This window comes from Mycobacterium sp. SMC-17 (assembly GCF_045310915.1).
Classification (GTDB): domain Bacteria; phylum Actinomycetota; class Actinomycetes; order Mycobacteriales; family Mycobacteriaceae; genus Mycobacterium.
Genome location: NZ_JBJIAK010000007.1, coordinates 99,384 through 122,941 on the forward strand (window position 1 = coordinate 99,384; position 23,558 = coordinate 122,941).

The following is a 23,558-nucleotide window of genomic DNA, read 5'->3' on the forward strand; positions in this document are numbered from 1 at the left end:
GTCTTACGCGGACTTCTTGGTGAGGAACGGCAGCAACCGGCGACGCTCGTACATGCTGTCCGAGAAGTGGTGCAGCGCTTCCGAGACGGAGGTTGCGGTCGGGAAGGCGGACTCTGCGCCGCAGGCCAGCAGTGCGGTCGAAACCGGCTGGGATGCGATGAGAGACCACTCGTTGCCTGCTGCGATGCAGCTGTCGTTGACCTTGTCGAGCAGTTCGACGCAGGACACTGCGAACGAGGTGACCCCGCTCAGGTCCAGGATGAACGGCTTCTCTGGGAGTACGCAGCGCCGTGCCTGCGCTGCAACCAGGTCCACATCGGTTTCGTCGATGACTCCGGTGACGGTGAGCACCGTCGCCAGTTGACGGCACTGGGCGCGCACCTCGGCGTCGCCGCAGGCGACCGCCGGATTGCCATAGCGGAAAGCGGCAGACGTTGTTGCGTCGCCGGTGGCCTTGCCTGTCACTACAGCCATGTGATGCCTCCCTTCGATGTTGCCGGACGCCCGACAGCTGTGTCGTTTCTCCGGCTCGAGATCGAAGTTATGTGGCCAAGTTAAGGTACCGGGGAGTAAGTCCTAAATCATCGCTAAGAAGTGTGATTGCTCCAGCTAGCAAACATGATCTCAGCGGGGTAACGGTCACGGACGGCGCATCTGATGGCCGTGGTACCCGACCCACGGCGAATAGTCGGCGATGAGAGGCTCCTGCGGCGGCCGCAATTCCTCCGGCACGTGCTGCAAATTGATCCTGATGCGGTACCAGATCGAGCTGGGGCCGCGCATGCCGTCGACCAGAACATCTATGGCTTCCAGCGCAGATGCCGCTTCCGGATGCTTCGCCCGCCATTCGTCGAGCGCGGCCATCGCCTCGTCGCGCGTCTTTGTCCGGGCCACCTCGATGAGCGGCATCTGCGACGCCCGGCGTCCGTCGGCCGACGCGCCACCCCCGGATTTCTCGGTTTTGGGCATCGGACCCAGTTCTTCGGCCAGCGCCAGCAACCCCTCCAGGCCGCCGGCAGCGTCGTCCATCCCGGCCCAGGGGTCACCGAATTGCGCGTACCGGCCGGGCACCGTCGCCACGGTGAACTCCTCGGGACGGCAGCCCGGAACCTCGTCCCAGAACAGCGGTGTCGAGACGCGGGCGTCGGGCCGCGACCGCACCGAGTAGGCCGACGCCACCGTCCGGTCCTTGGCGTTCTGGTTGAAGTCGACGAACACGCCCTGGCGTTCCTCTTTCCACCAGCGACTGGTCGCCAGGTCGGGCACCCGTCGCTCCACCTCACGGGCCACGGTCTGGGCCGCCAACCGCACCTGCTTGTACGGCCAGTTCCGCTCGATCCGGGCGTAGATGTGGAAGCCCCGCGAGCCGGACGTCTTGGGCCAGGCCGTCAGCCCGTAGTCGGTGAGCACGTCGCGGACGACAGCTGCGACGTCGAGGATCTGCGGCCACTCGACACCCGGCATCGGATCGAGATCGACGCGCAGCTCGTCGGGGTGTTCCAGGTCGTCGGCCCGGACCGGGTGGGGATTGAAGTCGATGCAGCCCAGGCCGACGGCCCACACCAGCCCGGCGGCCTCGTCGATGACGGCTTCCTTCGCGGAGGTGCCCGACGCGTATTTCAGCTCGGCGACGTCGATCCAGTCCGGCCGCTTCTCCGGTGCCCGCTTCTGAAAGATCGCTTCCTGGGCAATGCCTTTCACGAACCGCTTCAGGATCATGGGCCGCCGGGCCACGCCGCGCAGCGCGCCGTCGGCGACGGCGAGGTAGTAGTTGACCAGGTCGAGCTTGGTCACGCCCGGTTCGGGAAAGATCACCTTGCCGGGGTTGCTCACGACAACCTCGCGCCCACCCACCTCGAGGGACCGCGAGTCACCCATGAAGTCATCGTAATTGGCCCGAGAATTGGGGCTGGAGTTCTGGCCGCGTTACCCGCGGTGTCACCTATGGTTGGCTCATGGCGAAGCTGACCGACCTCCCGTCACAGGTGGCAAACAAGGTTCAGGAAACTTTGGAGAAGTCGGTCGGTAAATATGTCGACCGCGGCGCCGCCGAATTGCACTACGCCCGGAAGATGTTCGAAGCGGGTGCGCTCAAACTCGAATCGCCACAGCACATCGCGGCGATGCTGGCCGACATCGTCCGGTGGGGTGAGATCGGTATGGTCCCGGCGCTCAACGCGCGCCGCACCCCGCACCGCACCGCCGTCATCGACGACGACGGCGACATCACCTTCCAGGAGTTCGACGACGCCGTGAACGCGACGGCCAACGCGTTGCGCGCCAAGGGTGTTCAGGCCGGCGAAGGTGTGGCCATCCTGGCCCGCAACCATCGGTGGTTCCTGATCTCGGTGTACGGCGCGGCGCGGGTCGGCGCGCGAATCATCCTGATGAACACCGAATTCTCGGGTCCGCAGATCAAGGAGGTCTCCGAACGCGAGGGCGCGCAGCTCATCATCTACGACGACGAGTACGCCGACGCCGTCGCGCTGTCCGAGCCGCCGCTGGGCAAGCTGCGGGCCCTGGGACACAACCCCGACAAGGCGGAACCGTCGGGCAGCCTCGATGAATCCCTGGCCGACGTCATCGCCCGGACCAGCAGCCTCGCGCCGCCGAAGGTCGCGAAGCCCGCGTCCATCATCATCCTGACCAGCGGCACCACGGGAACGCCCAAGGGCGCCAACCGAAGTGCCCCGCCGTCGCTGGCCCCGGTGGGTGGCGTGCTGTCGTCGGTGCCGTTCAAATCGGGTGAGGTCACCAGCCTGCCCGCGCCGATGTTCCACGCGCTGGGCTACCTGCATTCGACCATCGCCATGCTGCTGGGCAGCACGTTGGTGTTGCGGCGCCGGTTCAAGCCGGCGACCGTACTCGCCGACATCGAGCGGCACCGGGTCACCGCCATGGTGGTGGTGCCGGTGATGCTGTCGCGCATCCTCGACGAACTGGACAAGACGTCACCGAAGCCGAATCTGTCGAGTCTGCGCATCGTGTTCGTGTCGGGGTCGCAGCTGGGATCCGAACTGGCGACGCGCGCGCTCAAAGATCTGGGCCCGGTGATCTACAACCTCTACGGGTCAACCGAGATCTCGTTCGCCACCATCGCGCGTCCGCAGGACCTGTCGATCAACCCGGCGACGGTCGGCCCGGTGGTCAAGGGCGTCCGCGTGAAGATCTTCGACGACAACGGCAAGGAAGTGCCGCAGGGCAGCGTCGGGCGCATCTTCGTCGGCACCACATTCCCGTTCGAGGGGTACACCGGCGGCGGTGGCAAGGAGATCATCGACGGGATGCTGTCGTCGGGCGACGTCGGCTACTTCGACGAGCGCGGACTCCTGTACGTCAGCGGCCGTGACGACGAGATGATCGTCTCCGGCGGCGAGAACGTGTTCCCCGCCGAGGTCGAGGACCTGATCAGCGGACACCCCGACGTGGTGGAGGCGACCGCGATCGGCGTCGACGACAAGGACTTCGGCGCGCGGCTGCGGGCCTTCGTCGTCAAGGTCGACGGGGCGACGGTCACCGAGGACGACATCAAGGCCTACGTGCGAGATCACCTGGCGCGCTACAAGGTTCCGCGCGAGGTCATCTTCCTCGACGAGTTGCCGCGTAACCCCACGGGCAAGATCCTCAAGCGCGCGCTGCGCGACATGGACGTCTAGTCGCCTAGTTGTTGACGTACCAGGACAGGCAACCGGGCTTGTCGTGGCACGCGATGATGGCGCCCGCGTCGGGAGCCGCGCCGCGCACCTTGGGGGTGTTGCGCGCCGGCAGGTTGCAGTTCACGACGTAGGGGTTCCACGGGACGACGCCGTCGACGCACGGTTCCCCGGTCGCATGCAGCGTTACGGTCGGGTTGCGCAGCGCCGTCGGCAGGATCGTGAACGCGATCGCGACGGCCCCGATGAACACCAGTCGCAGCGCGCGCGACGCTCGTGTCGCCAATACTCGTGTGGTCATGATCATCACCACCAAAAATGTTTCCGTCTACGTCAACGGTACACCTGGGTGGATGCCCGCAGACAGTAGGGAAAACCCCCATTTCTGCACTGAAATGGGGGTTTTCCGACCGTCGGCGAGTGCCGGCTACGGGTCGCGGGGCAGGCCCAGCAGCCGCTCGGCGATGATGTTCAGCTGCACCTCGGAGGTGCCGCCGTAGATGGTCGTCGCGCGGCCGGCCAGCAGGTATTCGTCCCACCGGCCGGAGGGCTGCTGCGGGTCACCGACGACGGCGTCGCTGCCGAATGACGCGACCCCGAATTCGGCGTAGCCCTGGCCGGTCTTCATGGACAGCAGCTTGGAGATCGCGGCGGCCGGCATCGGATCGCCACCGGCGAGGGTCAGCAGCGTCGAGCGCATGTTGAGCAGCTTGGCGGCGTGCCCCTCGGCGATCAGCTTGCCTGCTTCGTGGCGCTGCAGTTCGTCGAATTCGCCGTCCCGCAGGAACTCCACGAACTGGTCCAGGCTGGCCAGGAACGGCGGCTCGCTGCTGCCGATCGACACCCGCTCGTTGGTCAGGGTGTTGCGGCTGACCTCCCAGCCGCGGTTCACCTCGCCGAGCACCATGTCGTCGGGGACGAAGACGTCGTCGATGAACACGGTGTTGAACATCGCGTTGCCGGTGAGCTCACGCAGCGGCTTGACCTCGACCCCGGGGCTCTTCATGTCGAGCAGGAAGTACGTGATGCCTTGATGTTTCGGCGCATTGGGGTCGGTGCGGGCCAGCAGCGCACCCCACGCGGAGAACTGCGCGCCGGTGGTCCAGATCTTCTGGCCGGTGGTGCGCCAGCCGCCGTCGACCTTGACGGCCTTGGTGGTCAGGCTGGCGAGGTCGCTACCGGCGCCCGGCTCGGAGAACAGCTGGCACCAGATCATGTCGCCGCGGAACGTCGGCGGCAGAAAGTCCTGCTGCTGCTTGCTGGTGCCGAACGCCACGATCGACGGGATGATCCATGCCGCGATGCCCATCTGCGGGCGCCGCACCTTCCCGGTGCTGAACTCCTGGGCGATGGTGATCTGCTCGATCGGCGTCGCGGCCCGGCCCCACGGCGTCGGCAGGTGCGGCTGCACCCAACCGCCCTCGGCGATCGCGGCGTTGCGCTCCGGTCCGCTCGGAAGTGCCTTCAGCGCAGCCACTTCCGCACGAATCTCGGCGCGCAGCTTCTCGGTGTCCGGGTCCAGATCGATGTCGATGGACCGCATGCCGGAGGTGGTCGCGAGGTCCACGACCTGCCGCGGGTACTCGGCGGCGCGGCCGAACCCGGCGACCAGCGCGATGGCGTGCCGGTAGTACACGTTGGTGTCGTGTTCCCACGTGAAGCCGATGCCGCCGTGCACCTGGATGCAGTCCTGCGCACAGTGCTGAGCGGCGACGGGTGCCAACGTGGCGGCCACCGCGGCGGCGAACAGGTAGTCGGAGTCTTGCACTTCCCCCGTCGCTCCGCTCGCCTCCGCGTCACCCGCCGCGTGCTCGTCGAGCGCGCGGGCGGCATCCCAGACGGCGCCCGTGGCGCGCTCGGTCTCGGCAATCATGTTGGCGCACTTGTGCTTGATGGCCTGGAACTGTCCGATGGGCCGGCCGAACTGCTCCCGGATCTTGGCGTACCCGGCGGCGGTGTCGGTGGCCCACCGGGCGACACCGACGCATTCGGCCGACAGCAGCGTCGTGATCAGGGCCCGTGCGTGCGGGTTCGTCAGGCCGGTGAGGACGCGGTCGGCGGCGACCGGGACGGCGTCGGCGCGCACATGGGCGACGGGGTGCAGCGGGTCGACGCTCTGGACCGGGTCGATCTGCAGGCCCGCGGTATCGAGCACGACCCACCGGTCGTCGGCGGGCACCACCAGGAGGGCGGCTTGCGCGGCGGCGGGGACGGCGCGGATTTCACCGCTGACGACGAGTCCGTCGCCCTGGGCGGTGGCGGTCAGTCCCGAGGTCAAGGCGTACGCGGCGATGGTCTCGCCGGAGGCCAGGCCGGGCAGCAGGGCCGATTTGGGGTCGTGTGCGGCGATCAGTGCGCTGGCGATGGCCGACGGGACGAACGGGCCGGGGACCGCACCGTAGCCGAACTCGGCCAGGGTGATCGCGAGTTCGAGGATGCCGAAGCCCTGTCCGCCAACGGCTTCCGACAGGTGCAGGCCCTGCAGGCCCTGGTCGGCGGCGGCAGCCCAGTACGGCGGTGGGTTGCTGATCGGTGTCTCGAGGGCCTCGTGCAGCACCTCGGACGGCGCGACGCGCGCCACCAGGGACCGGACCGAATCGGCCAGATCGTTGTGCTCGGACGTGATCGCGATGGGCATCGTTGCCTCCTGTGACCGGCTGTGGGCTTGTGGCGCACCCAACCAAATAACTGGTCGGTTGACTCCGAGCGTAACCCACTTGACGGGTGTTTAGAGGTTCACTTCGTTAACCACGTTGGCGAGCGGCTGTCCGGCGGCGAGTAGCTCGCAGTTACCCACCGCTTCGGCCAGGTAGCGCCGCATGGTGTCGGCGGTGTCCCAGGTGGTGTGCGGGCTGACGACGACGTTGTCGAGCGCCAGCAGCGGGTTGCCGGGATCGACGGGTTCGGTGGCGAAGACGTCGAGGCCGGCGGCCTGCAGTGGTCCGTTCTGTAGCGCGGACACCAGTGCGGGCTCGTCGATGACGGCGCCGCGTGACGTGTTGACCAGGACCGCACCCGGTTTCATCCGGGACAGTGCCTCGGCGTCGAGCAGTCCCTCGGTGTGTTCGGTGAGCGGCAGGTGCAGCGAGACGACATCGCTGGTGGCCAGCAGGACAGGGAGCGCCCGCCAGCCGGGGTGGCCCTGTGCGCCACGGGTATTGGTGTGCACGACGGTCGCGCCCATGGCGGTGAGGATCGTCTCGACTCGTTTGGCGATGTTGCCGTACCCGATCAGGCCCACGGTGCAGCTGCCGAGATCCCGCACCGTCTCGCCGAGCGTCGGGTCGGTGGGCCAGCCGGCGCCGGCGCGCGTGGCGCGGTCGAGTTCCGGTAGCCGACGCAGGGCGGCCAGCATCAGCATGACGGTGCCCTCGGCGACCGACGGCGCGTTGGCGCCGGGCATGTTGGCCACCGTGATGCCGAGGCGCGTCGCGGCATCGACATCGATGGTGTTGACACCCGCGCCCATCTTGTGGACCAGCTTGAGGCGCCGGCCCCGCTCCAGATCCTCGGCGCTGACCGGCCGCAGGACATGCCACAGCACGTCGGCCTCCGGCAGTTCCCGGTAGAACGTCGCGTCGTCGTCCGCGGCGCAGAACCGCACATCGACCAGATCGGTGAGCGGGGCCAGGAATTCGGTGACGCGCGGGCCGGGCGTGAAGTGCGCCAGTACCCGGATGGCCGGATTCATCGCCACCGCTTGGCGATCCATTTGGCGATGAGATCGGCCTGTTCGCTGCGGGCGCCCGGGGTCGTGAAGTAGTGGTCGGAGTCGATGGCGTGCAGCGTCTTGTCCGTGGACGCCAGGGCGTCGAAGATGCGTTGCGCGTCAGAGGGATACACGCCGGAATCCTGCTCGGCGTTGATCACCAGCGCGGGGTTGTCGATGAGGGCCAGGTGCGGTTCGGCCCGGGTCTGCGCGTGACGCAGGCTCCACATCGTCAGCCAGCTGCGCAGCGTGCAGGCGGCGGCGATGCCGTTGGCCGAGCGGTTGGCCTGGACGGGGGTGCCCGCATAGCACTGATTGGCCGGGCGTTTGGTGGGTTCGAGCGTGGGGTCGATCATGCGCAGGTCGGCCCAGGTCCGCATGACCGTGAAGGGGCGGTCGCGGAAGCCCGCGGCGCGGACGCGCGCGTACTCGGCTTCCACCCAGTCGGTGATCGCGTGGTTTCGGGCGACCTGCGCGTCGCGGTAGCGCTGGACGAATTCCGGGGAGAAGGGCGGGCCGTTGTGCTCGGCGAACGGGTCGAGATCGGGATCGGTTGCCAGCGCGTCGGTTTCGTCGGTCACCGATCCGTCCATCCAATTGGTGAGCACGTCCGGTCGGCCCGGGTGTGCCGCGCTGGAGATGTAGCCGTCGGCCGGCGGCAGGTCGTAGACGCCCGCGGCCGGGCGCATCCCGTCCAGTGGGGTGATGTGCGGTGACAGCGCCTGGGCCTGATAGGCGGCCATGAGCGATCCGCCGCCTGAATTGCCAAGCAGAACAACGGTTTCCACGCCGGCCACCTCGCGCAGCCAGCGCACCCCCACGCCGATGTCCACGAGCGCGTGATCGAGCAGGAAGCTGGATTCGTAGCCCCGGAATCGGGTGTTCCAGCCGAGGAACCCGATACCGCGGGTTGCCATGTAGTCGGCGAGGTAGTGCTCGGCGAAATCGATCTGATAGTGCGTGGCGATCATCGCCACCTTGGGCTTGCGGCCCATGCCCCGGTAGTAGATGCCCTGGCACGGGTGGCCACCGGACCCGGCGCGCAGCGCGGTGGGCGAGTCCATTCCGATGAATTCTCGGGTGACTCCCGCGGCGGACGAACTTCCGGGTCTGTTCATGTACGCGGATTCCCCTCGTGATAGATGGTCCGGTAGAAGATGTTGGCCAGCGTGGTGACGCAGGCGTCGTCGTCTGCGGTGGTGGCGCCGTCGCCTGACAATTGGGTATAGCAGAACTGGTTCAGCATCGATACCAATGCCACGGCAACGAGCCGTGGATTGTCGTCCGGGCAGAAGCCTTGCTGCTGAGCGTGTTTGACCATCGACACGATCAGGGAGATCGGTAGCTCGCAGATTTCGGACCAATACTGCGCGAAATCCTCGTTGATCATTGCCAGCTGGGAAATGGCGATGACCTCGGCAAGCCGGTGCCGGTAGGTCTCCCAGTGCGCGGCGGCGGCCTGGTGGGAGCGTTCCCAGTTGGTCAGTTCGGCGCTGATGGCCGGCAGGGCCCGCTCGCGGGCTTCGTCGCGGAAGCGCTGTGCCCATTCATGGACCATCGCCTCCTTGGAGTCGTAGTAGTTGTAGAACGACGCGGTGGAGCGGCCGGCCTCGGCCGCGATGTCCGAAATGGTGGTCGCCAGAATGCCTTTGCGGGCAATGACGGCGCGCGCGGCGCTGTCGATCGCCGCCTGCGTCTGGCGGCCCCGCACGGTGGGGAGCTGCTCGCGGGGCGCGACGGTCACGGTGGCGTCCTTCCGAAGAGTCATTGATCAAACCTGAACCTGATGTTAGATTCAGATTAGGTGATTGACCAGACCCTGTCGTCAGGAGTGGCACGATGATCAAGCCCGACAACCGCAACGCTGAATTCGAGCTGGGCGGCATCAACCATGTCGCCCTCGTCTGCGCGGACATGGCGCGGACCGTCGACTTCTACTCGGGCGTGCTCGGCATGCCGTTGGTCAAGTCACTGGATCTGCCGGGCGGCATGGGGCAGCACTTCTTCTTCGACGCCGGTAACGGCGACTGCGTGGCGTTCTTCTGGTTCGCGCAGGCGCCCGACGGGGAGCCCGGCATCTCGCAGCCGGCGGCGCTGCCCGGCCTCGGCGAGTTCGTGAGTGCCGTCGGCTCGTTGAACCACTTGGCCTTTCATGTGCCCGCGGAGAAGTTCGACGAGTACCGCAAGCGGCTGAAGGAAAAGGGCGTGCGGGTCGGCCCGGTACTCAACCACGACGAGAGCCCCATGCAGGCGTCGGCCACGGTGCATCCCGGTGTGTACGTGCGGTCGTTCTACTTCCAGGACCCGGACGGCATCACGCTGGAATTCGCCTGCTGGACCAAGGAATTCACCGAGGCCGATACGGTGACCGAGCCGCGGACAGCGGCCGACCGGAGGCCGGCGGTGGCTCCGGCCTGACTCTGATGACCGGACGCCTGCTGTCGGCCGAGGAATGCGATCGGCTCTGGCAGGCCTGGACACCGACGGAAGTCGCCGAACGGCTCTCGGGCACCTCGGCCCGCTGGTATGTCGCCGCGGGTTGGGCGCTGGACCTGTTCGTCGGTGGGCTGGGACGTGCCCACGACGATCTCGAAATCGGAGTTCCGCGTGACCAATTCGCCGGGCTCGTCGGCGCGTTTCCGGGCTTCGAATGGGATGTCGTCGGCGGCGGTCGTGTCTGGCCGTTCCCCGAAGAAGCGGACACCATGCACCAGACCTGGCTGCGTGACCCGGCGACCGGGTACTACCGCCTCGACGTTTTCCGGGAGCCGCACGTCGGCGACCGGTGGGTGTGCCGCCGCGACGCTTCGATCACCATGCCGTACGACGAGCTGATTCTTCATACCGACACCGGCATCCCGTATCTGATCCCCGAGGTCGTGCTCCTGTTCAAGGCGAAAGCGCAACGCACCAAAGATCAAGCAGACTTTCTGCGCGCACTCCCGATGATGGATCGGTCCCGGCGATCCCGGCTGTCCGGTTGGCTGTCGCAGGTGCATCCGGATCATCCCTGGCTGGAAGTGCTCTCGAACACTGCACCTTGATCTCAACCATGGTTGAGCTTGCAGGCTGGGTGCATGCCTACTTGGATTTGCGACGGATGTGGAGTCGAGCACGCCGACACCGACACGCGGCCGCCCGAGAACAGTTGTGTTTTCACGGTCGAGGTCGTTCCCATCGAGGAATGCGGCCACTTGCCACCACATGGCACCTGGACGACTCTGGAACGTCTTGCCGCGCAGCCACATCAGACCGAATACGTCGACCATGGCCGGGGAGTGCACAGCCTGCGCAGGGCACCCCGGTTCGCGATCGGGCACCGGTCATATCTGGTGCAGACTGCTGCCGGCAACATGTTGTGGGATGCGCCGAGCTACCTGGACGATTCGATCGTCGGTCTGGTGAATGCGCTCGGCGGGGTCGCGGTGATCGCGTCGAGCCATCCCCATATGTTCGGCGCCCAGCTGTCCTGGAGCAAGGCGTTCGGCGGCGCCCCGGTCTACGTGAATGCCCGTGACCAGGAATGGGTTCCGGTCGCCGATCCGGTCATCGAATACTGGGACAGCGAGATCGAGCCGCTGCCGGGACTTCGGCTGGTGCACGTGGGTGGTCACATGCGGGGCAGTGCCGTGGCGGTGTGCCCGGACGGCACGCTGCTCGTCGGGGACACCATCTCGGGCGCCCTGGCCAAAGACTGGGTGTCGTTCCAGCGCATGTACCCCAAGCACTTGCCGCTGTCGGCGGCAGTGGTTCGGCGTATCGTCGACCGCCTTGATGCCTACGAATACGACCGGCTCTACACCCTGGGTGGCGACGAGATCGACCACGACGCCAAGGACATCGTGCACCGCTCCGCCGACGCTCATATCCGCCATGTCAGCGGTGAATTCGACCACCTGACCTGACGTCACGGCGCAGGCGCGGCTACTTCGTCGCCTCGACGAAGTAACCGCGCGGCACGTCGGGTACGTCCATCGGTACCGCGGGGGCGAACCAGCGTCCCCACTCATTGCCCGGCACAGCCACATCGGTGACGACGGCCGACCAGCCGTGGCGCTCCGCGAGCTCACCCGGTTGATCGGTCCCGAACAGCCACGGCGCGCCGTTGCGGGCCATCGACTGGCGTACCGCCGCGAGCAGCTGTGCGTCGAGCAGCGTCTTGCCGACGACGTCGTACAGCAGCACCGAACCGGCCGCGGACAGCGCGTCGACGCGTTCGAAGAGTGTGCCGACGGCGGCCGCGTCGAGGTACTGCAGTAGGCCTTCGATCAACCACACCGTCGGCTGCCGGTCATCGAAGCCATTGGACCGCAAGGCATCTGTCCAGTCGCCGGTGAGATCGACGCCGACGGCAACCCGGGTGCACGACGGTTCTTCGCCTGCCAGCGCCGCGGCCTTGGCGGCAATCACATCGGGCTGGTCCAGTTCGTAGACGGTCGTGGCGCCGGGCCAGGAAAGCCGGAACGCGCGGGCGTCCATGCCCGCGGCGAGAATGACGACCTGGCGGACAGACTGCGTGGCGCGCAGCAGGGCCTCGTCCCAGAATCGGGTGCGCACCACGATCTGCCGCGTCGGGCGGTCCCCGGCTTCGGCGACGGCCTCGGCGAGCAGTCGGCGGCCCGTCTCACCGGCCAGGCGTTCGGCGAACGGATCGGTGAAAAGGCGGTCGGGCCGGCGGGATTCGTCGGCGCGGATGGCGGCGACCAGAAGGCCGGTGTTCGCGACGGCCTGTGCTCCTTCGTGCATGCCTCCATGCTGCCGGTCAGCCGAGCCCTGCGCTTGGATATTTTTGCCGCCTCCGCGACTATCCCGTCAGCCCGACGTGACTCGGCAGCGCGCTGCGCCGCTGGGTGTACTGCGTCGGCGTGACCGAGGTGAACCCGCGGAATTCGCGCACGAAGTGGGGTTGATCGAAGTACCCGAGAGTGGCCGCGACGCCGGCGCCGTCGCCGCTGCCGGCATCGAGCAGGCGCAGGGCGGCCTGGAGCCGCCGCACGCGCAGATAGGCCTTCGGGGTGAGCCCGATCTCGTTGCGGAATGTCGCGATCAGGCGTTTGGGGGAGAGGCCGGTCAGTTCGGCCGCTTCGGAAACCCGAAGCGACGGTTGGTGTTCGGCGGTGTGCAGGACGGGCATCAGCGTGTGGGATACCGGCCGCAACCGGGCGAGGAGGAAGGCTTCCACGATCTCGATGCGCCGCGGCCAGCCCGGTGTCTCGATCAGTTGCTCACGCAGCCGGGTGGCGGCGGCGCCCCAGAGGTCGGTCAGGTTGACGCAGGAATTCTCCAAGTCCGCCAACGGGATTCCGAAGAACGGCAGCGCGCCGCCGGGCCGGAAATGAATGGTCAGTACCGCTTCGCCGGGATCGATCCGGGTGACGTACGACAGCGTGCCCGGGCCGGTGAGGAATGACGGCTCGACCGGCATTCGCGTGGCGCCGTCGGCGGAGAAGAAGTCGACGCGATCTCGGCCGCCGACATCGATCACCACGGTCGCCGCGCCGCGCGGCAGTGCCCGGCTCCGATCAGCGGTGACGCCGCCGTGCGCCCAGTACCCGAAGAAGTCGATGTGCTGGCTCAGCGGCGGCCGAGGCCGGTGCAGCTGGGGGCCGTTCACCGGCGGACGGCCCGCTTGCCGAGCGTGTCCAGCAGCAGCGCCAGATGGTCGATCAATTCGTCTGGAGTGAAGGTGATTTCGCCCGACAGCCAGGCGCTCAGCGTCTGGGCGACGCCCCCGACCGCGAAATGAGTGCTGGCCCGGCGCCGGTCTCCGGCGGGCAGCTGAAGGGCGTCGCCGGCGTGCTGGCCGAGCAGCATGGCGAAGAAGACCGTCGACTCGTTGCGCTTGCGGGCCACCACCTCGTTGGACAGCTGGGCGCTGAACAGCAGGCGGCCGACCCGGGGATCGTCGGCGATGGCGTGCACGATGTTGGCCATACCGGCGCGGCTCTGCTCGTCGGGCGGCGCCGCGGCGACCGCCGCCTGCGTCGTGGTGGCGAGCTCGGCGATCACATGGTCGAACACCGCCTCGACGAAAACGTCTTTGTCGGAGAAGCTTTCGTAGAAGTACCGCATCGCCACGCCCGCTCCGGCGCAGATGGTCCGGACAGTTAGCTCCGGTGCCGGTGGCGCGGCGCCCAAAATCTCCAGTCCGGCGTCGATCAGCCGGGCCCGTCGTTGGGCCAGGCGTTCTGCCGCGTCGATCCCGCGGTACGGCCGTACCTGAGGCACCCCGCCATCTTGACACCTGCACCGTGCCGCGGGCAATATCAGGAATCAATCGTTCTCACTTTTGCGAGGAGTGACCAATGACGGTCGATCTGGTCGAGATGCCGGTCAACGCTTGCGCGCCGGGCCGTCGGGTCCGCCGGAATGTCCAGTACGCCGACGGATTGGTCGGTGCGGCGCTGCTGGCGGGCCCGGCCAACGTGATCATGCAGCTGGCGCGGCCGGGCGTCGGCTATGGCGTCGTCGAGAGCCGCGTGGAGAGCGGCCGGACCGACCTGCATCCGATCAAGCGCGCCCGCACGACGTTCACGTACCTCGCGGTCGCGATCCTGGGATCCGACGAACAGAAGGCGGCGTACCGCAGCGCGGTCAACACGGCGCACCGGCAGGTGTACTCGACCCCGGACAGCCCGGTGAAGTACAGCGCGATGGACAAGAACCTGCAGCTGTGGGTGGCGGCGTGTCTGTTCAAGGGCGCGCTCGACGTCTATCGCATGGTGGTCGGTGAGTTGGACGACGAGACCGCCGAGGAGTTCTACCGCCAGGGCATGACGATGGGCACCACACTGCAGGTGACGCCGGAGATGTGGCCGGCCGACCGGGCCGCCTTCGACAAGTACTGGCAGGAGTCGCTGGACCAGGTGCACATCGACGACACGGTGCGCGAGTACCTGTATCCGATCGCCGCGGTGCGGATGAAGGGGCTGCAACTCCCCGGTCCGCTGCAGCGCTGGTTCGAGTCGTTCTCCCTGCTGCTCACCACGGGCTTCCTGCCGCAACGTTTCCGCGACGAGATGCGGTTGCCGTGGGATGCCAAGCGGCAGAAGCGTTTCAACTCGGTGATGAAAATCGTGAAGGCGGTCAACGGGGTCCTGCCCGGGCCGCTGCGGCGGTTCCCGTTCAACTGGATGCTGCGCGATCTGGACTGGCGCCTCCGCACGGGCCGCCCGCTGGTCTGAGTCTCGTCTCGGTCGCCGTCCATGTTGTCGGCGTACCCTCGCGCGGGTGCGGACCGACAATGACAGCTGGGACATCAACTCGAGTGTTGGATCGACTGCGGTGATGGTGGCCGCGGCGCGAGCATTGGAAGCGGCCAAGCCCAATCCGCTTGCGGTGGACCACTATGCCGAGATGTTCACCCGCGCGGTCGGCGGCGTCTGGGCCGACGTGCTGGACGGCGAGGCACCGGAACACCCGTTGGCGACGCCGGAGTTCGGCGAACCGTTCATCAACTTCCAGGGCTCGCGGACCAAGTACTTCGACACGTACTTCCAGCGCGCCGCGGCGGCCGGCGTCCGCCAGGTCGTGCTGCTGGCCGCGGGGCTCGACTCCCGCGCCTACCGCCTGGACTGGCCGGACGGCACCGTCATCTACGAGCTCGATCAGCCCCAGGTCCTCGAGTTCAAGCGGGAAGTGTTGGCGGGCAATGGGGCCGACCCGAAGGCGGAACGCCGCGAGATCGCCGTCGACCTGCGCGACGACTGGCGGACAGCGCTCACCGATGCCGGCTTCGACCCGTCGCGCCCCTCGGCGTGGATTGCCGAGGGGCTGCTGATCTATCTGCCCGCGACGGCACAGGGCGATCTGTTCACCGGAATCGATGAGCTGGCGGCACCCGGCAGCTGGGTGGCGATCGAAGAGGGCAAGCCGATGCCTGCCGAGGTGTTCGCGGCCAAGCGGGCTGCCGGGGACGAGATGGCGGAGGGCTTCTTCAAGCTGATCTACAACGAGCAGATCGCGCCCGCGGCGGACTGGTTCGGCGCGCGGGGCTGGCGCGCCGAGGCAACCGGGCTCGCTGATTACTTCCGCTCGGTGGGCCGTCCGGTGCCGACGAACCCCGAAGCGGCGACCATGATCGCCTCGAACACCCTGGTCACTGCCGTTAAGGAGTGAGCGTCGTCACCCGCTGATGCGGTGGGGTGCGTCTCGACAACTTAAGTTATGCAATGCTAACTTCGCAGGGGTTAGCTTAGGCATACTTAAGGAGATATGCGGGGACTCTAATATCCCGCGAACACAGATATGGGCACTGACACATTTGCGGTATCCGCCGCGGCGCACTTCCAGCAAGGCGCGCCCGCACGACGGCACAGTGCCCGTCTCTCGGCCCGTCGGGAACCAACCCGATCCGCATGCCGACTCCTTCTTAGGGCGGCCGCCAGATGAGTGGATTGTCCCCTGGCGTGTCGACGACGGAAAGGACCCACGTGCGACCGAGCACCGCGGGCAGTAACACAGTGGTGGCCGAAGTGGATGCGGCACAGCGGGTATCACGGGTCGACCGTGACGTGCTGACCCGGTTCGCCACCGGCTGCCTGGCGCTCGGCCTCACCGTCGACGGCCGTCGCCGCCCGGCCGACCTCGATGCCGCCCTGGGTGGCTTCCTGACTCTGACGCGCATCGCCGGCGAGCACTGCGACGCCTGGACCGGCTTGGCTGCCGCAGGCGCGGCAACGCCCGACGTGGTCGAGGCCATCTGGCGGACGGTTTCGTCGGCGGGCGTGTTGCAGCAGGCCCTCGACCTCGCCGACGGCGATCTGGGCTTCACCTACGACAGTGGTCTGTACCTGCAGTTCCGCGCCGCCGACCGCGACGGTTTCCAGCTGGCCTACGCCGCGACGCTCGCCGGTGCCGGCGCCTACGAAGAGGCTGATCAGCTCGTCGGCGACCTGCTCGACCGCAAGCCGGGCTGGCTGCCGGCGCGCTGGGTGCGGGTGGCGATGCACCACCGTACCCGCCGCTGGTCCGACGTCGTCCGGCAGCTGACCCCGATCGTCAACGACCCCAGCCTCGACGCGAACTACGCGCATGCCGCGCGGGTGGCGCTGGGTATCGCCCTGGCACACCTGGGCATGTTCGCTCCCGCGCTGTCGCACCTCGAGGATCCCGAGGGACCGGTGTCCGTCGCCGCCGTGGACGGCACGTTCGTCAAGGCGCTGTCGCTGCGGGCGCAGGGCGAGGACGACGAGGCCACCGACGTGCTGGCCGAGCTGTATGCCGCGCACCCCGACAACACCGCAGCCGAACATGCGTTGACCGACACCAGCTTCGGCATCGACCCGACGACCGCCGCCAGGATCGAGGCCCGGCACAACCCGTGGGATCCCGAGACCGAGCCGACCGAGGCCGACTTCGTGGACCCGGATGCCAAGTCGCGCAAGGCGCATCTGCTCGTCGAAGCCGAGGCCGAGCTCGCCGAGTTCATCGGCCTGGAAGAGGTCAAGTATCAGGTGGCCCGGCTGAAAAGCTCTGTGGCCATGTCGATTCGGCGGCAGGAGCGGGGCCTGGCCGTGGCCCAGCGCACCAATCACCTGGTGTTCGCCGGACCGCCCGGAACCGGTAAGACGACCATCGCCCGCGTGGTCGCGAAGATCTACTGCGGCCTGGGCCTGCTGCGTAAAGAGACGGTGCGCGAGGTGCACCGTGCCGACCTGATCGGCCAGCACATCGGTGAAACCGAGGCCAAGACCAACGCGATCATCGACAGCGCGCTCGACGGCGTGCTGTTCCTCGACGAGGCGTACGCGCTGGTGTCCACCGGCGCCAAGAACGACTTCGGTCTGGTCGCCATCGACACCCTGCTGGCCCGCATGGAGAACGACCGCAGCCGCCTGGTCGTGATCATCGCCGGCTACCGCAAGGACCTGGACATGTTCCTGGACACCAACGAAGGTCTGCGCTCGCGCTTCACCCGCAGCATCGACTTCCCGTCCTACTCGGCGACCGAACTCACCGAGATCGCCATGCGGATGGCCGAAAAGCGCGACAGCGTCTTCGAACCCGCGGCGCAGAAGGAGATGGAGCAGCTGTTCGGGCACCTCGCGACGGCGACGACGCCCGACGCTGCCGGTGTCGCGCGCCGCAGCCTGGACATCGCGGGTAACGGCCGCTTCGTCCGAAACCTGGTGGAGCGCTCCGAGGAAGAACGTGAGTACCGGCTGGATCACCTTGCCGCACATGACTTCACCGATGACGAACTCATGACGATCACCGCGGGTGACGTCAGCAACTCGGCCGCGCCGTTGCTGCGCGGCCTCGGACTGGCGGTGCCCAGCGAGGAGCCGAAGGCGGATCGCGCATGAGCAAGCGCAATGAGACCGATCGACTGACATTCAGTTCCCGTACACCGGTGAACGACAACCCGGACCAGATCCACTACCGCCGCGGATTCGTCACGCGGCACCAGGTGTCCGGTTGGCGATTCCTCATGCGGCGCATCGCCTCTGGTGTGGCCCTGCATGACACCCGCATGCTCGTCGACCCGTTGCGGACCCAGAGCCGCTCGGTTCTGGTCGGCGCACTGGTGCTCGTCACCGGCCTGGCGGGCTGCTTCGTCTTCTCCCTGATCCGGCCGGCGGGTGTCGCGGGCAACAACGTGATCCTGGCCGACCGGGAGACCTCGGCGCTGTATGTCCGGGTCGGCGACCAACTGCACCCTGTCCTCAATCTGACGTCGGCCCGGCTCATCGCCGGACGGCCCGACAACCCGACCCTCGTCCCGAGCGCGGAACTGGACAAGTTCCCGCGCGGCAGCCTCATCGGCATCCCGGGCGCCCCGGAACGCATGGTGCCCAACACTTCTCGTGACGCCGACTGGACCGTGTGTGACGCGGCCACGGGCGAGGTCGTGGGGGCCACCCTGATCACCGGCCCGCTCGCCGAAGGCGGATCGCGCGCGGCCGCGCTGGGTGCCAACGATGCCGTGCTGGTGCGCAACGACGGTGTCGGCTCCGCCGGCGTCAACGGCGGCAGCTGGCTGCTGTGGAACGGCAAGCGCAGCGCGGTCGACCTCAACAACCGCGCGGTGACGGCAGCACTCGGCCTGGGCGCCAACGGAACTGCCCTGCCCGCGCCCCGTGCCATCGCCGATGGCCTGTTCAACGCGATCCCCGAGTCGGCCCCGCTGGCCGCACCGGTGATCGTCAACGCGGGCCAGCCAACGCCGTACCCCATGCCGGTCGCGGCACCCGTCGGCGCCGTGGTCACCGCCGTCACCACCGAGGCCGCCACCGACAACGCGGTGCGGTACTACGCGGTCCTCGACGATGGCCTGCAACCGATTTCACAGGTCGTCGCCGCGATTCTGCGCAACACCGACTCGTACGGTCTGGAGCAGCCGCCGCGGCTGAGCGCCGACCAGATCGCCCGCATCCCGGTCTCCACCGCGATCAACACCGCGGCGTACCCGGAGCGCCCGCTGACCGTCGTCGACGCCACCAAGGCACCGCTGACCTGCGCCCGCTGGACCAAACACGATGGTGCCACGACGAATTCGCTCACCCTCCTGGCGGGAGCGACGCTGCCGCTGCCCGCCGACGCGCACACCGTGGCACTGGCGGGCCCGGCCGGCACCGCGCAGCGCGTCGCGGTAACCCCGGGCACCGGTTACTTCGTCCAGGCCACCGGCCAGGGGGGAACCCCGGCGCTGTCGGGCTACTGGATCAGCGACACCGGCGTCCGCTACGGCATCTCCACCGAGGGTGACGCCACCAATGCCAACCGGAAAACCCCTGCCGCGCTGGGACTCACCGCATCACCGCTGCCGGTGCCGTGGTCGATCCTCAGCCAGTTCACGCCCGGCCCGACGTTGTCGCGCAGTGAGGCGTTGCAGGTCCCGGCGCTCGTGCCCACCCGGACGAGCCCGGCAGTCGAAATCGCCGTGAGGGAGAACCCGTGAGCCGTCTGATCTTCGAAGCGCGGCGCCGGCTGCCCATCCCGGCAACCCGCGCGAGCGTCATCACCATCGAGCCGCCGCCGGAGCTGCCGCGGCTGGTGCCGCCGTCGTTGTTGCGCCGGGTGCTGCCCTACCTGATCGTCATCCTGATCGTCGGGATGATCGTGGCCCTGGTGGCCACCGGCATGCGCGTCATCTCGCCGCAGACGCTGTTCTTCCCGTTCGTACTCCTGTTGGCGGCCACCGCGTTCTACCGCGGCTCGGACAACAAGACCCGGACCGAGGAGGTCGACGCCGAACGCGCCGACTACCTGCGCTACCTGTCGGTGGTGCGGGACAACGTGCGGGCGCAGGCGGCCGAGCAGCGCGCTGCCCGCGAGTGGTCCCACCCGGCGCCCGACCAGCTGGCCGCAGTCGCCGGCACCCGTCGCCAGTGGGAGCGCGACCCGCACGACGCCGACTACCTGGTGGTGCGGGCCGGTCTGCACGACGCCCGCCTGGAAACGGTACTGCAGGTCAAGGACACCGCGGCCGAGATCGATCTGGAACCGGTGTCGCACAGCGCACTACGCGGACTTCTCGACGTGCAGCGGACGGTGCCCGCGGTGCCGGGCGGTATCGACCTGGCCAAGGTTTCGCGGATCACCGTGCTCGGTGATGCCGATGAGGTGCGCGGCGCGCTGCGGGCCTGGATCGCGCAAGCGGTGACGTGGCACGACCCGGCCCTGCTGGGGATCGCCCTGGCCGCGGCGGACGCCGAGGCGCTGGAATCGGAGTCGTGGTCGTGGCTGAAGTGGCTGCCGCACAGTGACATCCCGGGCCAGATCGACGGTGTCGGCCCGGCTCGCTACCTCGCCGCCGGCGTCCCCGAGCTCGCCGCCCTCATGTCAGGTGAGCTCGCCGACCGGCAACCGTTCGGCGGCGCCGACAGCACGCCGCTGCGGCACCTGCTGATCGTCGTGGACGACCCGGACGCCGACCTCGGTGAGCTGCTGCCGCGGACCGGCCTGGCCGGTGTCACGGTGCTGCAGCGCGGCACCGAACAGCCCGAGTACCCGGACCCCGACCGCCCGGTGCTGCGCGTGTCCGGTGGCCGCATCGAGCGGTGGGCCGCGGCCGGCTGGCAGCCGTACTTCGATGTCGCCGACGACTTTTCGCCGCACGCCGCGGCGCACCTGGCCCGCGGCCTCGCGCGCTGGGACTCCAACCCGAACCGGGCCCGGAGCACGGGCGCCGGCCTGGCCACCTTCGGCACCCTGCTGGGCATCCCGGACGCGGCGGCGCTCGACGTCGCCGGCCTGTGGGCGCCGCGCTCGCGGGCCGAGGAGCTGCGCGTGCCCATCGGTGTCACCGCCACCGGTGAACCGCTGATGTTCGACCTGAAGGACGAGGCCGAAGGCGGCATGGGTCCGCACGGTCTGATGATCGGTATGACGGGCTCGGGCAAGTCGCAGACCCTGATGTCGATCCTGTTGTCGCTGTTGACGACTCACTCGGCCGACCGCCTCATCGTCATCTACGCCGACTTCAAGGGCGAGGCCGGCGCCGACATCTTCCGGGACTTCCCGCAGGTGGTGGCCGTCATCTCGAACATGGCGGAGAAGCGCTCGCTGGCCGACCGGTTCGCGGACACCCTCCGCGGTGAGGTGGCCCGGCGTGAGCAGTTGCTGATGGAGGCCGGTCGCCGCGTGCAGGGCAGCGCCTTCAACTCGGTGCTGGAGTACGAGGCGGCGCAGGCAGCCGGACACGACCTGCCGCCGATCCCGACGCTGCTGGTGGTCGCCGACGAGTTCTCCCTGATGCTCGCCGACCATCCCGAGTACGCCGAGCTGTTCGACTACGTTGCCCGCAAGGGCCGTTCGTTCCGCATCCACATCCTGTTCGCGTCGCAGACGCTGGACGTGGGCCGGATCAAGGACATCGACAAGAACACCTCCTACCGCATCGGTCTGAAGGTCGCGAGCCCGTCGATCAGCCGGCAGATCATCGGCGTCGAGGACGCGTACCACATCGAGGCCGGTCCGGAACACAAGGGCGAGGGCTTCCTGGTCCCCACCCCGGGCGCGGTGCCGGTGAAGTTCCGCAGCACCTACGTGGACGGCATCTATGACCCGCCACGTGCCGAGAAAGCGGTTGTGGTGCATGCGGTTCCGCAGCCACAGCTCTTCCCGGCGGGTCATGTCACGCCGGCTCCCGACACGGTGATCGTCACCGACACGGCACCGGACCTGCGTCCGCCCCGCAAGCTGGTCGCCACCATCGGCGAGCAGTTGGCGCAGTACGGCCCGCAGGCGCCGCGCCTGTGGCTGGCTCCGCTGGACGAGCCGATCGCGCTGCCGGAGCTGTTGGCCGGTACCGAGATTCCCGCGGGCCACGGCCGGTGGCCGCTGGGCGAGATCGACAGGCCGTTCCAGATGCGCCGCGACCCGCTGGTCTTCGACGCCACGTCGGCGGCCGCCAACCTGGTCATCCACGGTGGGCCGAAGTCCGGCAAATCGACTGCGCTGCAGACGTTCATACTGTCGGCGGCCGCGACCCACTCGCCGCGTGCGGTCACGTTCTACTGCCTCGACTACGGCGGCGGCGGGCTGCGCTCGCTCAAGCCGCTGGCCCACGTCGGCAGCGTCGCGTCACCGCTGGAACCCGAGCGCATCCGTCGCACCTTCGGCGAGCTGGAGCAGCTGCTGGCGTCGCGTCAGGCCCGCGCCGCCGCCGGTGACGGCGACCTGCGCGATGACGGCTACGGCGACGTGTTCCTGGTGATCGACAACCTGTACGCGTTCAGCCGCGACAACACCGACACGTTCAACACCCGGAACCCGTTGCTGTCCAAGGTGACCGAACTGGTCAACACCGGCATGGCCTACGGCATCCACGTGGTGATCACGACGCCGAACTGGCTCGAGGTGCCGCTGGCGATGCGCGACGGCCTGGGCCTGCGGCTCGAGCTCAAGCTGGCCGACTCGCGCGACAGCAATGTGCGGTCCGCGGGTAATCCGGGAGTGGCGGCCCTGTCCCGCCCCGCCGACGGCGTCCCGGCCGATCAGCCGGGCCGCGGCCTGACCATGGCAGCCGAGCACTTCCTGTTCGCCGAACCGGATCTCGGTGCGATCGCCGCCATCAACGACCGGTACCCGGGGCAGACGGCGCCGCCCGTGCGCCTGCTGCCGACGGACCTGGCCCCGGAAACCCTTGCGCCGCTGTACCACAGCCCCGAGACGATCGTCATCGGTCAGCGCGAGCAGGACCTGGCCCCGGTCACGGTCGACTTCGCGGCCAACCCGCTGCTGATGGTGCTGGGCGACGCCAAGTCCGGCAAGACCACGCTGCTGCGGCACGTGATCCGTACGGTCCGCGACAACGCCACGCCGGAGTCGGTCGCGTTCACCGTGATCGATCGCCGGCTGCACCTGGTGGACGAGCCGTTGTTCCCGGACAACGAGTACACGCCCAACATCGACCGCGTGACCCCGGCGATGCTCGGTCTGGCCGCGCTGCTCGAAAAGCGCAGGCCCCCAGCGGGTCTGACGGCCGCCGAGCTGAGCGGCTGGACATACCGGAACGGGCAGGGCAACCACCTGCACTACCTGATCATCGACGACGTCGACCAGATCCCGGATGCCCCCGCGGTCAGTGGTCCGTTCGTCGGCCAGCGGCCCTGGACGGCGCTGCTGGGGCTGCTGTCCCAGGCGTCCGAACTGGGTCTGCGGGTGATCGTCACCGCCCGGGCCGCCGGCTCCGCCCACGCGGTGATGACGGCTCCGTTGCTGCGCAGGCTCAACGAGCTGCAGGCCACCACCGTGATGCTGTCCGGCAACCCGCAGGACAGCGGCCGCATCCGCGGCCACCGGTTCAACCGGCTGCCGGCCGGTCGGGCCATGGTGCTCGGCGACAGCGACGAGGCCACGTATGTCCAGTTGATCAATCCGCTGGTGGCAGACCCGATCACCGGGCGGCCCACCGGAACACAACGAGGGGAGTTCCACTGATGACCTTGCGCGTCGTTCCCGAAGGACTGACCGCAGCCGGTGCCGCCGTCGAGGCGCTCACCGCTCGGCTCGCCGCCGCCCACGCCGCGGCCGCTCCCGCGGTCACCGCGGTGATCCCGCCCGCCGCGGATCCGGTTTCGCTGCAGACGGCGATCAGCCTCAGCGCCCACGGCGCACAGCACGAGGCGGTCGCGACGCAGGGCGTCACCGAACTCGGCCGCGCCGGCGGCGGTGTCACCGAAGCCGGAATCAGCTACGCGACGGGCGACGCCGAAGCCGCCGCCACCTACGTCACGGTCCTGGGCTGA

The 23,558-nt window shown here is 68.3% G+C and carries 20 protein-coding genes; 10 read left to right on the forward strand and 10 right to left on the reverse strand.

The genetic code is table 11. The features are described from left to right. Positions 1-3: 3 nt before the first annotated feature. Together ACJH7A_RS07240 and ligD are read right to left on the reverse strand one after the other, a co-directional pair. The gene (locus ACJH7A_RS07240) at positions 4-474 is read right to left on the reverse strand and encodes an STAS domain-containing protein (RefSeq protein ID WP_073694664.1); all 471 of its coding nucleotides are present in this window, start codon (positions 472-474) and stop codon (positions 4-6) included. Positions 475-639: 165 nt separating this feature from the next. Next, complete coding sequence (gene ligD, locus ACJH7A_RS07245) at positions 640-1,878, reverse strand: non-homologous end-joining DNA ligase (protein ID WP_212808019.1); 1,239 nt, start codon at positions 1,876-1,878, stop codon at positions 640-642. 77 nt (positions 1,879-1,955) lie between these two features. Here ligD and fadD2 point away from each other — a divergent pair, with 77 nt between their 5' ends. Then, positions 1,956-3,656, forward strand: a complete 1,701-nt coding sequence (gene fadD2, locus ACJH7A_RS07250) for a long-chain-fatty-acid--CoA ligase FadD2 (RefSeq protein WP_318984738.1) — start codon at positions 1,956-1,958, stop codon at positions 3,654-3,656. Between the two features lie 4 nt (positions 3,657-3,660). On the opposite strand, the gene ACJH7A_RS07255 is transcribed toward fadD2, so the two are convergent. From ACJH7A_RS07255 to ACJH7A_RS07275, 5 genes are all read right to left on the reverse strand, one after another. Next, positions 3,661-3,954 carry a hypothetical protein gene (locus ACJH7A_RS07255; protein WP_318984737.1) on the reverse strand — a complete coding sequence of 98 codons (294 nt, stop codon included), beginning with the start codon at positions 3,952-3,954 and terminating at the stop codon, positions 3,661-3,663. Between the two features lie 126 nt (positions 3,955-4,080). Then, positions 4,081-6,291: an acyl-CoA dehydrogenase gene (locus tag ACJH7A_RS07260; protein ID WP_406801663.1), complete on the reverse strand. Its 2,211-nt coding sequence runs from the start codon at positions 6,289-6,291 to the stop codon at positions 4,081-4,083. 90 nt (positions 6,292-6,381) lie between these two features. Continuing rightward, positions 6,382-7,365 carry a 2-hydroxyacid dehydrogenase gene (locus ACJH7A_RS07265; protein ID WP_406801664.1) on the reverse strand — a complete coding sequence of 328 codons (984 nt, stop codon included), beginning with the start codon at positions 7,363-7,365 and terminating at the stop codon, positions 6,382-6,384. Beyond that, the gene (locus tag ACJH7A_RS07270) at positions 7,341-8,480 is read right to left on the reverse strand and encodes an alpha/beta hydrolase (protein ID WP_212808024.1); all 1,140 of its coding nucleotides are present in this window, start codon (positions 8,478-8,480) and stop codon (positions 7,341-7,343) included. The genes ACJH7A_RS07265 and ACJH7A_RS07270 overlap by 25 nt, the downstream gene beginning before the upstream one ends. Continuing rightward, positions 8,477-9,106 (reverse strand): TetR/AcrR family transcriptional regulator, encoded by a 630-nt coding sequence (locus ACJH7A_RS07275; RefSeq protein WP_212814446.1) that lies wholly within the window; start codon positions 9,104-9,106, stop codon positions 8,477-8,479. The genes ACJH7A_RS07270 and ACJH7A_RS07275 overlap by 4 nt, the downstream gene beginning before the upstream one ends. Before the next feature lie 95 nt (positions 9,107-9,201). Between ACJH7A_RS07275 and ACJH7A_RS07280 the strand changes: the two genes are divergently transcribed. The 3 genes from ACJH7A_RS07280 to ACJH7A_RS07290 are packed head-to-tail and all read left to right on the forward strand — an operon-like array spanning position 9,202 to position 11,267. Further along, positions 9,202-9,780: a VOC family protein gene (locus ACJH7A_RS07280; RefSeq protein ID WP_133425883.1), complete on the forward strand. Its 579-nt coding sequence runs from the start codon at positions 9,202-9,204 to the stop codon at positions 9,778-9,780. 5 nt (positions 9,781-9,785) lie between these two features. Beyond that, positions 9,786-10,406, forward strand: coding sequence for a hypothetical protein (locus ACJH7A_RS07285; RefSeq protein WP_212808025.1), 621 nt, complete (start codon positions 9,786-9,788; stop codon positions 10,404-10,406). Positions 10,407-10,439: 33 nt separating this feature from the next. Continuing rightward, the gene (locus tag ACJH7A_RS07290; RefSeq protein ID WP_212808026.1) at positions 10,440-11,267 is read left to right on the forward strand and encodes a hydrolase; all 828 of its coding nucleotides are present in this window, start codon (positions 10,440-10,442) and stop codon (positions 11,265-11,267) included. A 19-nt stretch (positions 11,268-11,286) separates the two neighbouring features. Here the strand turns inward: ACJH7A_RS07290 and ACJH7A_RS07295 are convergent, their stop codons facing one another. Genes ACJH7A_RS07295 through ACJH7A_RS07305 form a run of 3 tightly spaced genes read right to left on the reverse strand, consistent with a single transcriptional unit; the run spans position 11,287 to position 13,590 of the window. Continuing rightward, a complete protein-coding gene (locus ACJH7A_RS07295; protein WP_406775406.1) occupies positions 11,287-12,108 on the reverse strand; it encodes an SAM-dependent methyltransferase in 822 nt (273 codons plus the stop codon). A 58-nt stretch (positions 12,109-12,166) separates the two neighbouring features. After that, positions 12,167-12,976: a helix-turn-helix domain-containing protein gene (locus tag ACJH7A_RS07300; RefSeq protein ID WP_406775405.1), complete on the reverse strand. Its 810-nt coding sequence runs from the start codon at positions 12,974-12,976 to the stop codon at positions 12,167-12,169. Next, entirely contained in the window at positions 12,973-13,590 is a 618-nt protein-coding gene (locus ACJH7A_RS07305) for a TetR/AcrR family transcriptional regulator (protein ID WP_226520446.1), read from the reverse strand. Before ACJH7A_RS07305 ends, ACJH7A_RS07300 begins: the two co-directional genes overlap by 4 nt. 77 nt (positions 13,591-13,667) lie before the next feature. Between ACJH7A_RS07305 and ACJH7A_RS07310 the strand changes: the two genes are divergently transcribed. The 6 genes from ACJH7A_RS07310 to ACJH7A_RS07335 all read left to right on the forward strand — a co-directional run bounded on the left by ACJH7A_RS07310 (position 13,668) and on the right by ACJH7A_RS07335 (position 23,558). Next, positions 13,668-14,546 carry an oxygenase MpaB family protein gene (locus ACJH7A_RS07310; RefSeq protein ID WP_133425888.1) on the forward strand — a complete coding sequence of 293 codons (879 nt, stop codon included), beginning with the start codon at positions 13,668-13,670 and terminating at the stop codon, positions 14,544-14,546. Between the two features lie 46 nt (positions 14,547-14,592). Beyond that, positions 14,593-15,480, forward strand: coding sequence for a class I SAM-dependent methyltransferase (locus ACJH7A_RS07315; protein WP_133425889.1), 888 nt, complete (start codon positions 14,593-14,595; stop codon positions 15,478-15,480). Between the two features lie 347 nt (positions 15,481-15,827). Beyond that, the gene (eccA, locus tag ACJH7A_RS07320; protein ID WP_406801699.1) at positions 15,828-17,669 is read left to right on the forward strand and encodes a type VII secretion AAA-ATPase EccA; all 1,842 of its coding nucleotides are present in this window, start codon (positions 15,828-15,830) and stop codon (positions 17,667-17,669) included. Further along, a complete protein-coding gene (gene eccB / locus ACJH7A_RS07325) occupies positions 17,666-19,264 on the forward strand; it encodes a type VII secretion protein EccB (RefSeq protein ID WP_406801665.1) in 1,599 nt (532 codons plus the stop codon). The genes eccA and eccB overlap by 4 nt, the downstream gene beginning before the upstream one ends. After that, a complete protein-coding gene (gene eccCa / locus ACJH7A_RS07330; protein ID WP_318984729.1) occupies positions 19,261-23,250 on the forward strand; it encodes a type VII secretion protein EccCa in 3,990 nt (1,329 codons plus the stop codon). Before eccB ends, eccCa begins: the two co-directional genes overlap by 4 nt. Beyond that, positions 23,250-23,558 carry a PE family protein gene (locus tag ACJH7A_RS07335; RefSeq protein ID WP_318984728.1) on the forward strand — a complete coding sequence of 103 codons (309 nt, stop codon included), beginning with the start codon at positions 23,250-23,252 and terminating at the stop codon, positions 23,556-23,558. The genes eccCa and ACJH7A_RS07335 overlap by 1 nt, the downstream gene beginning before the upstream one ends.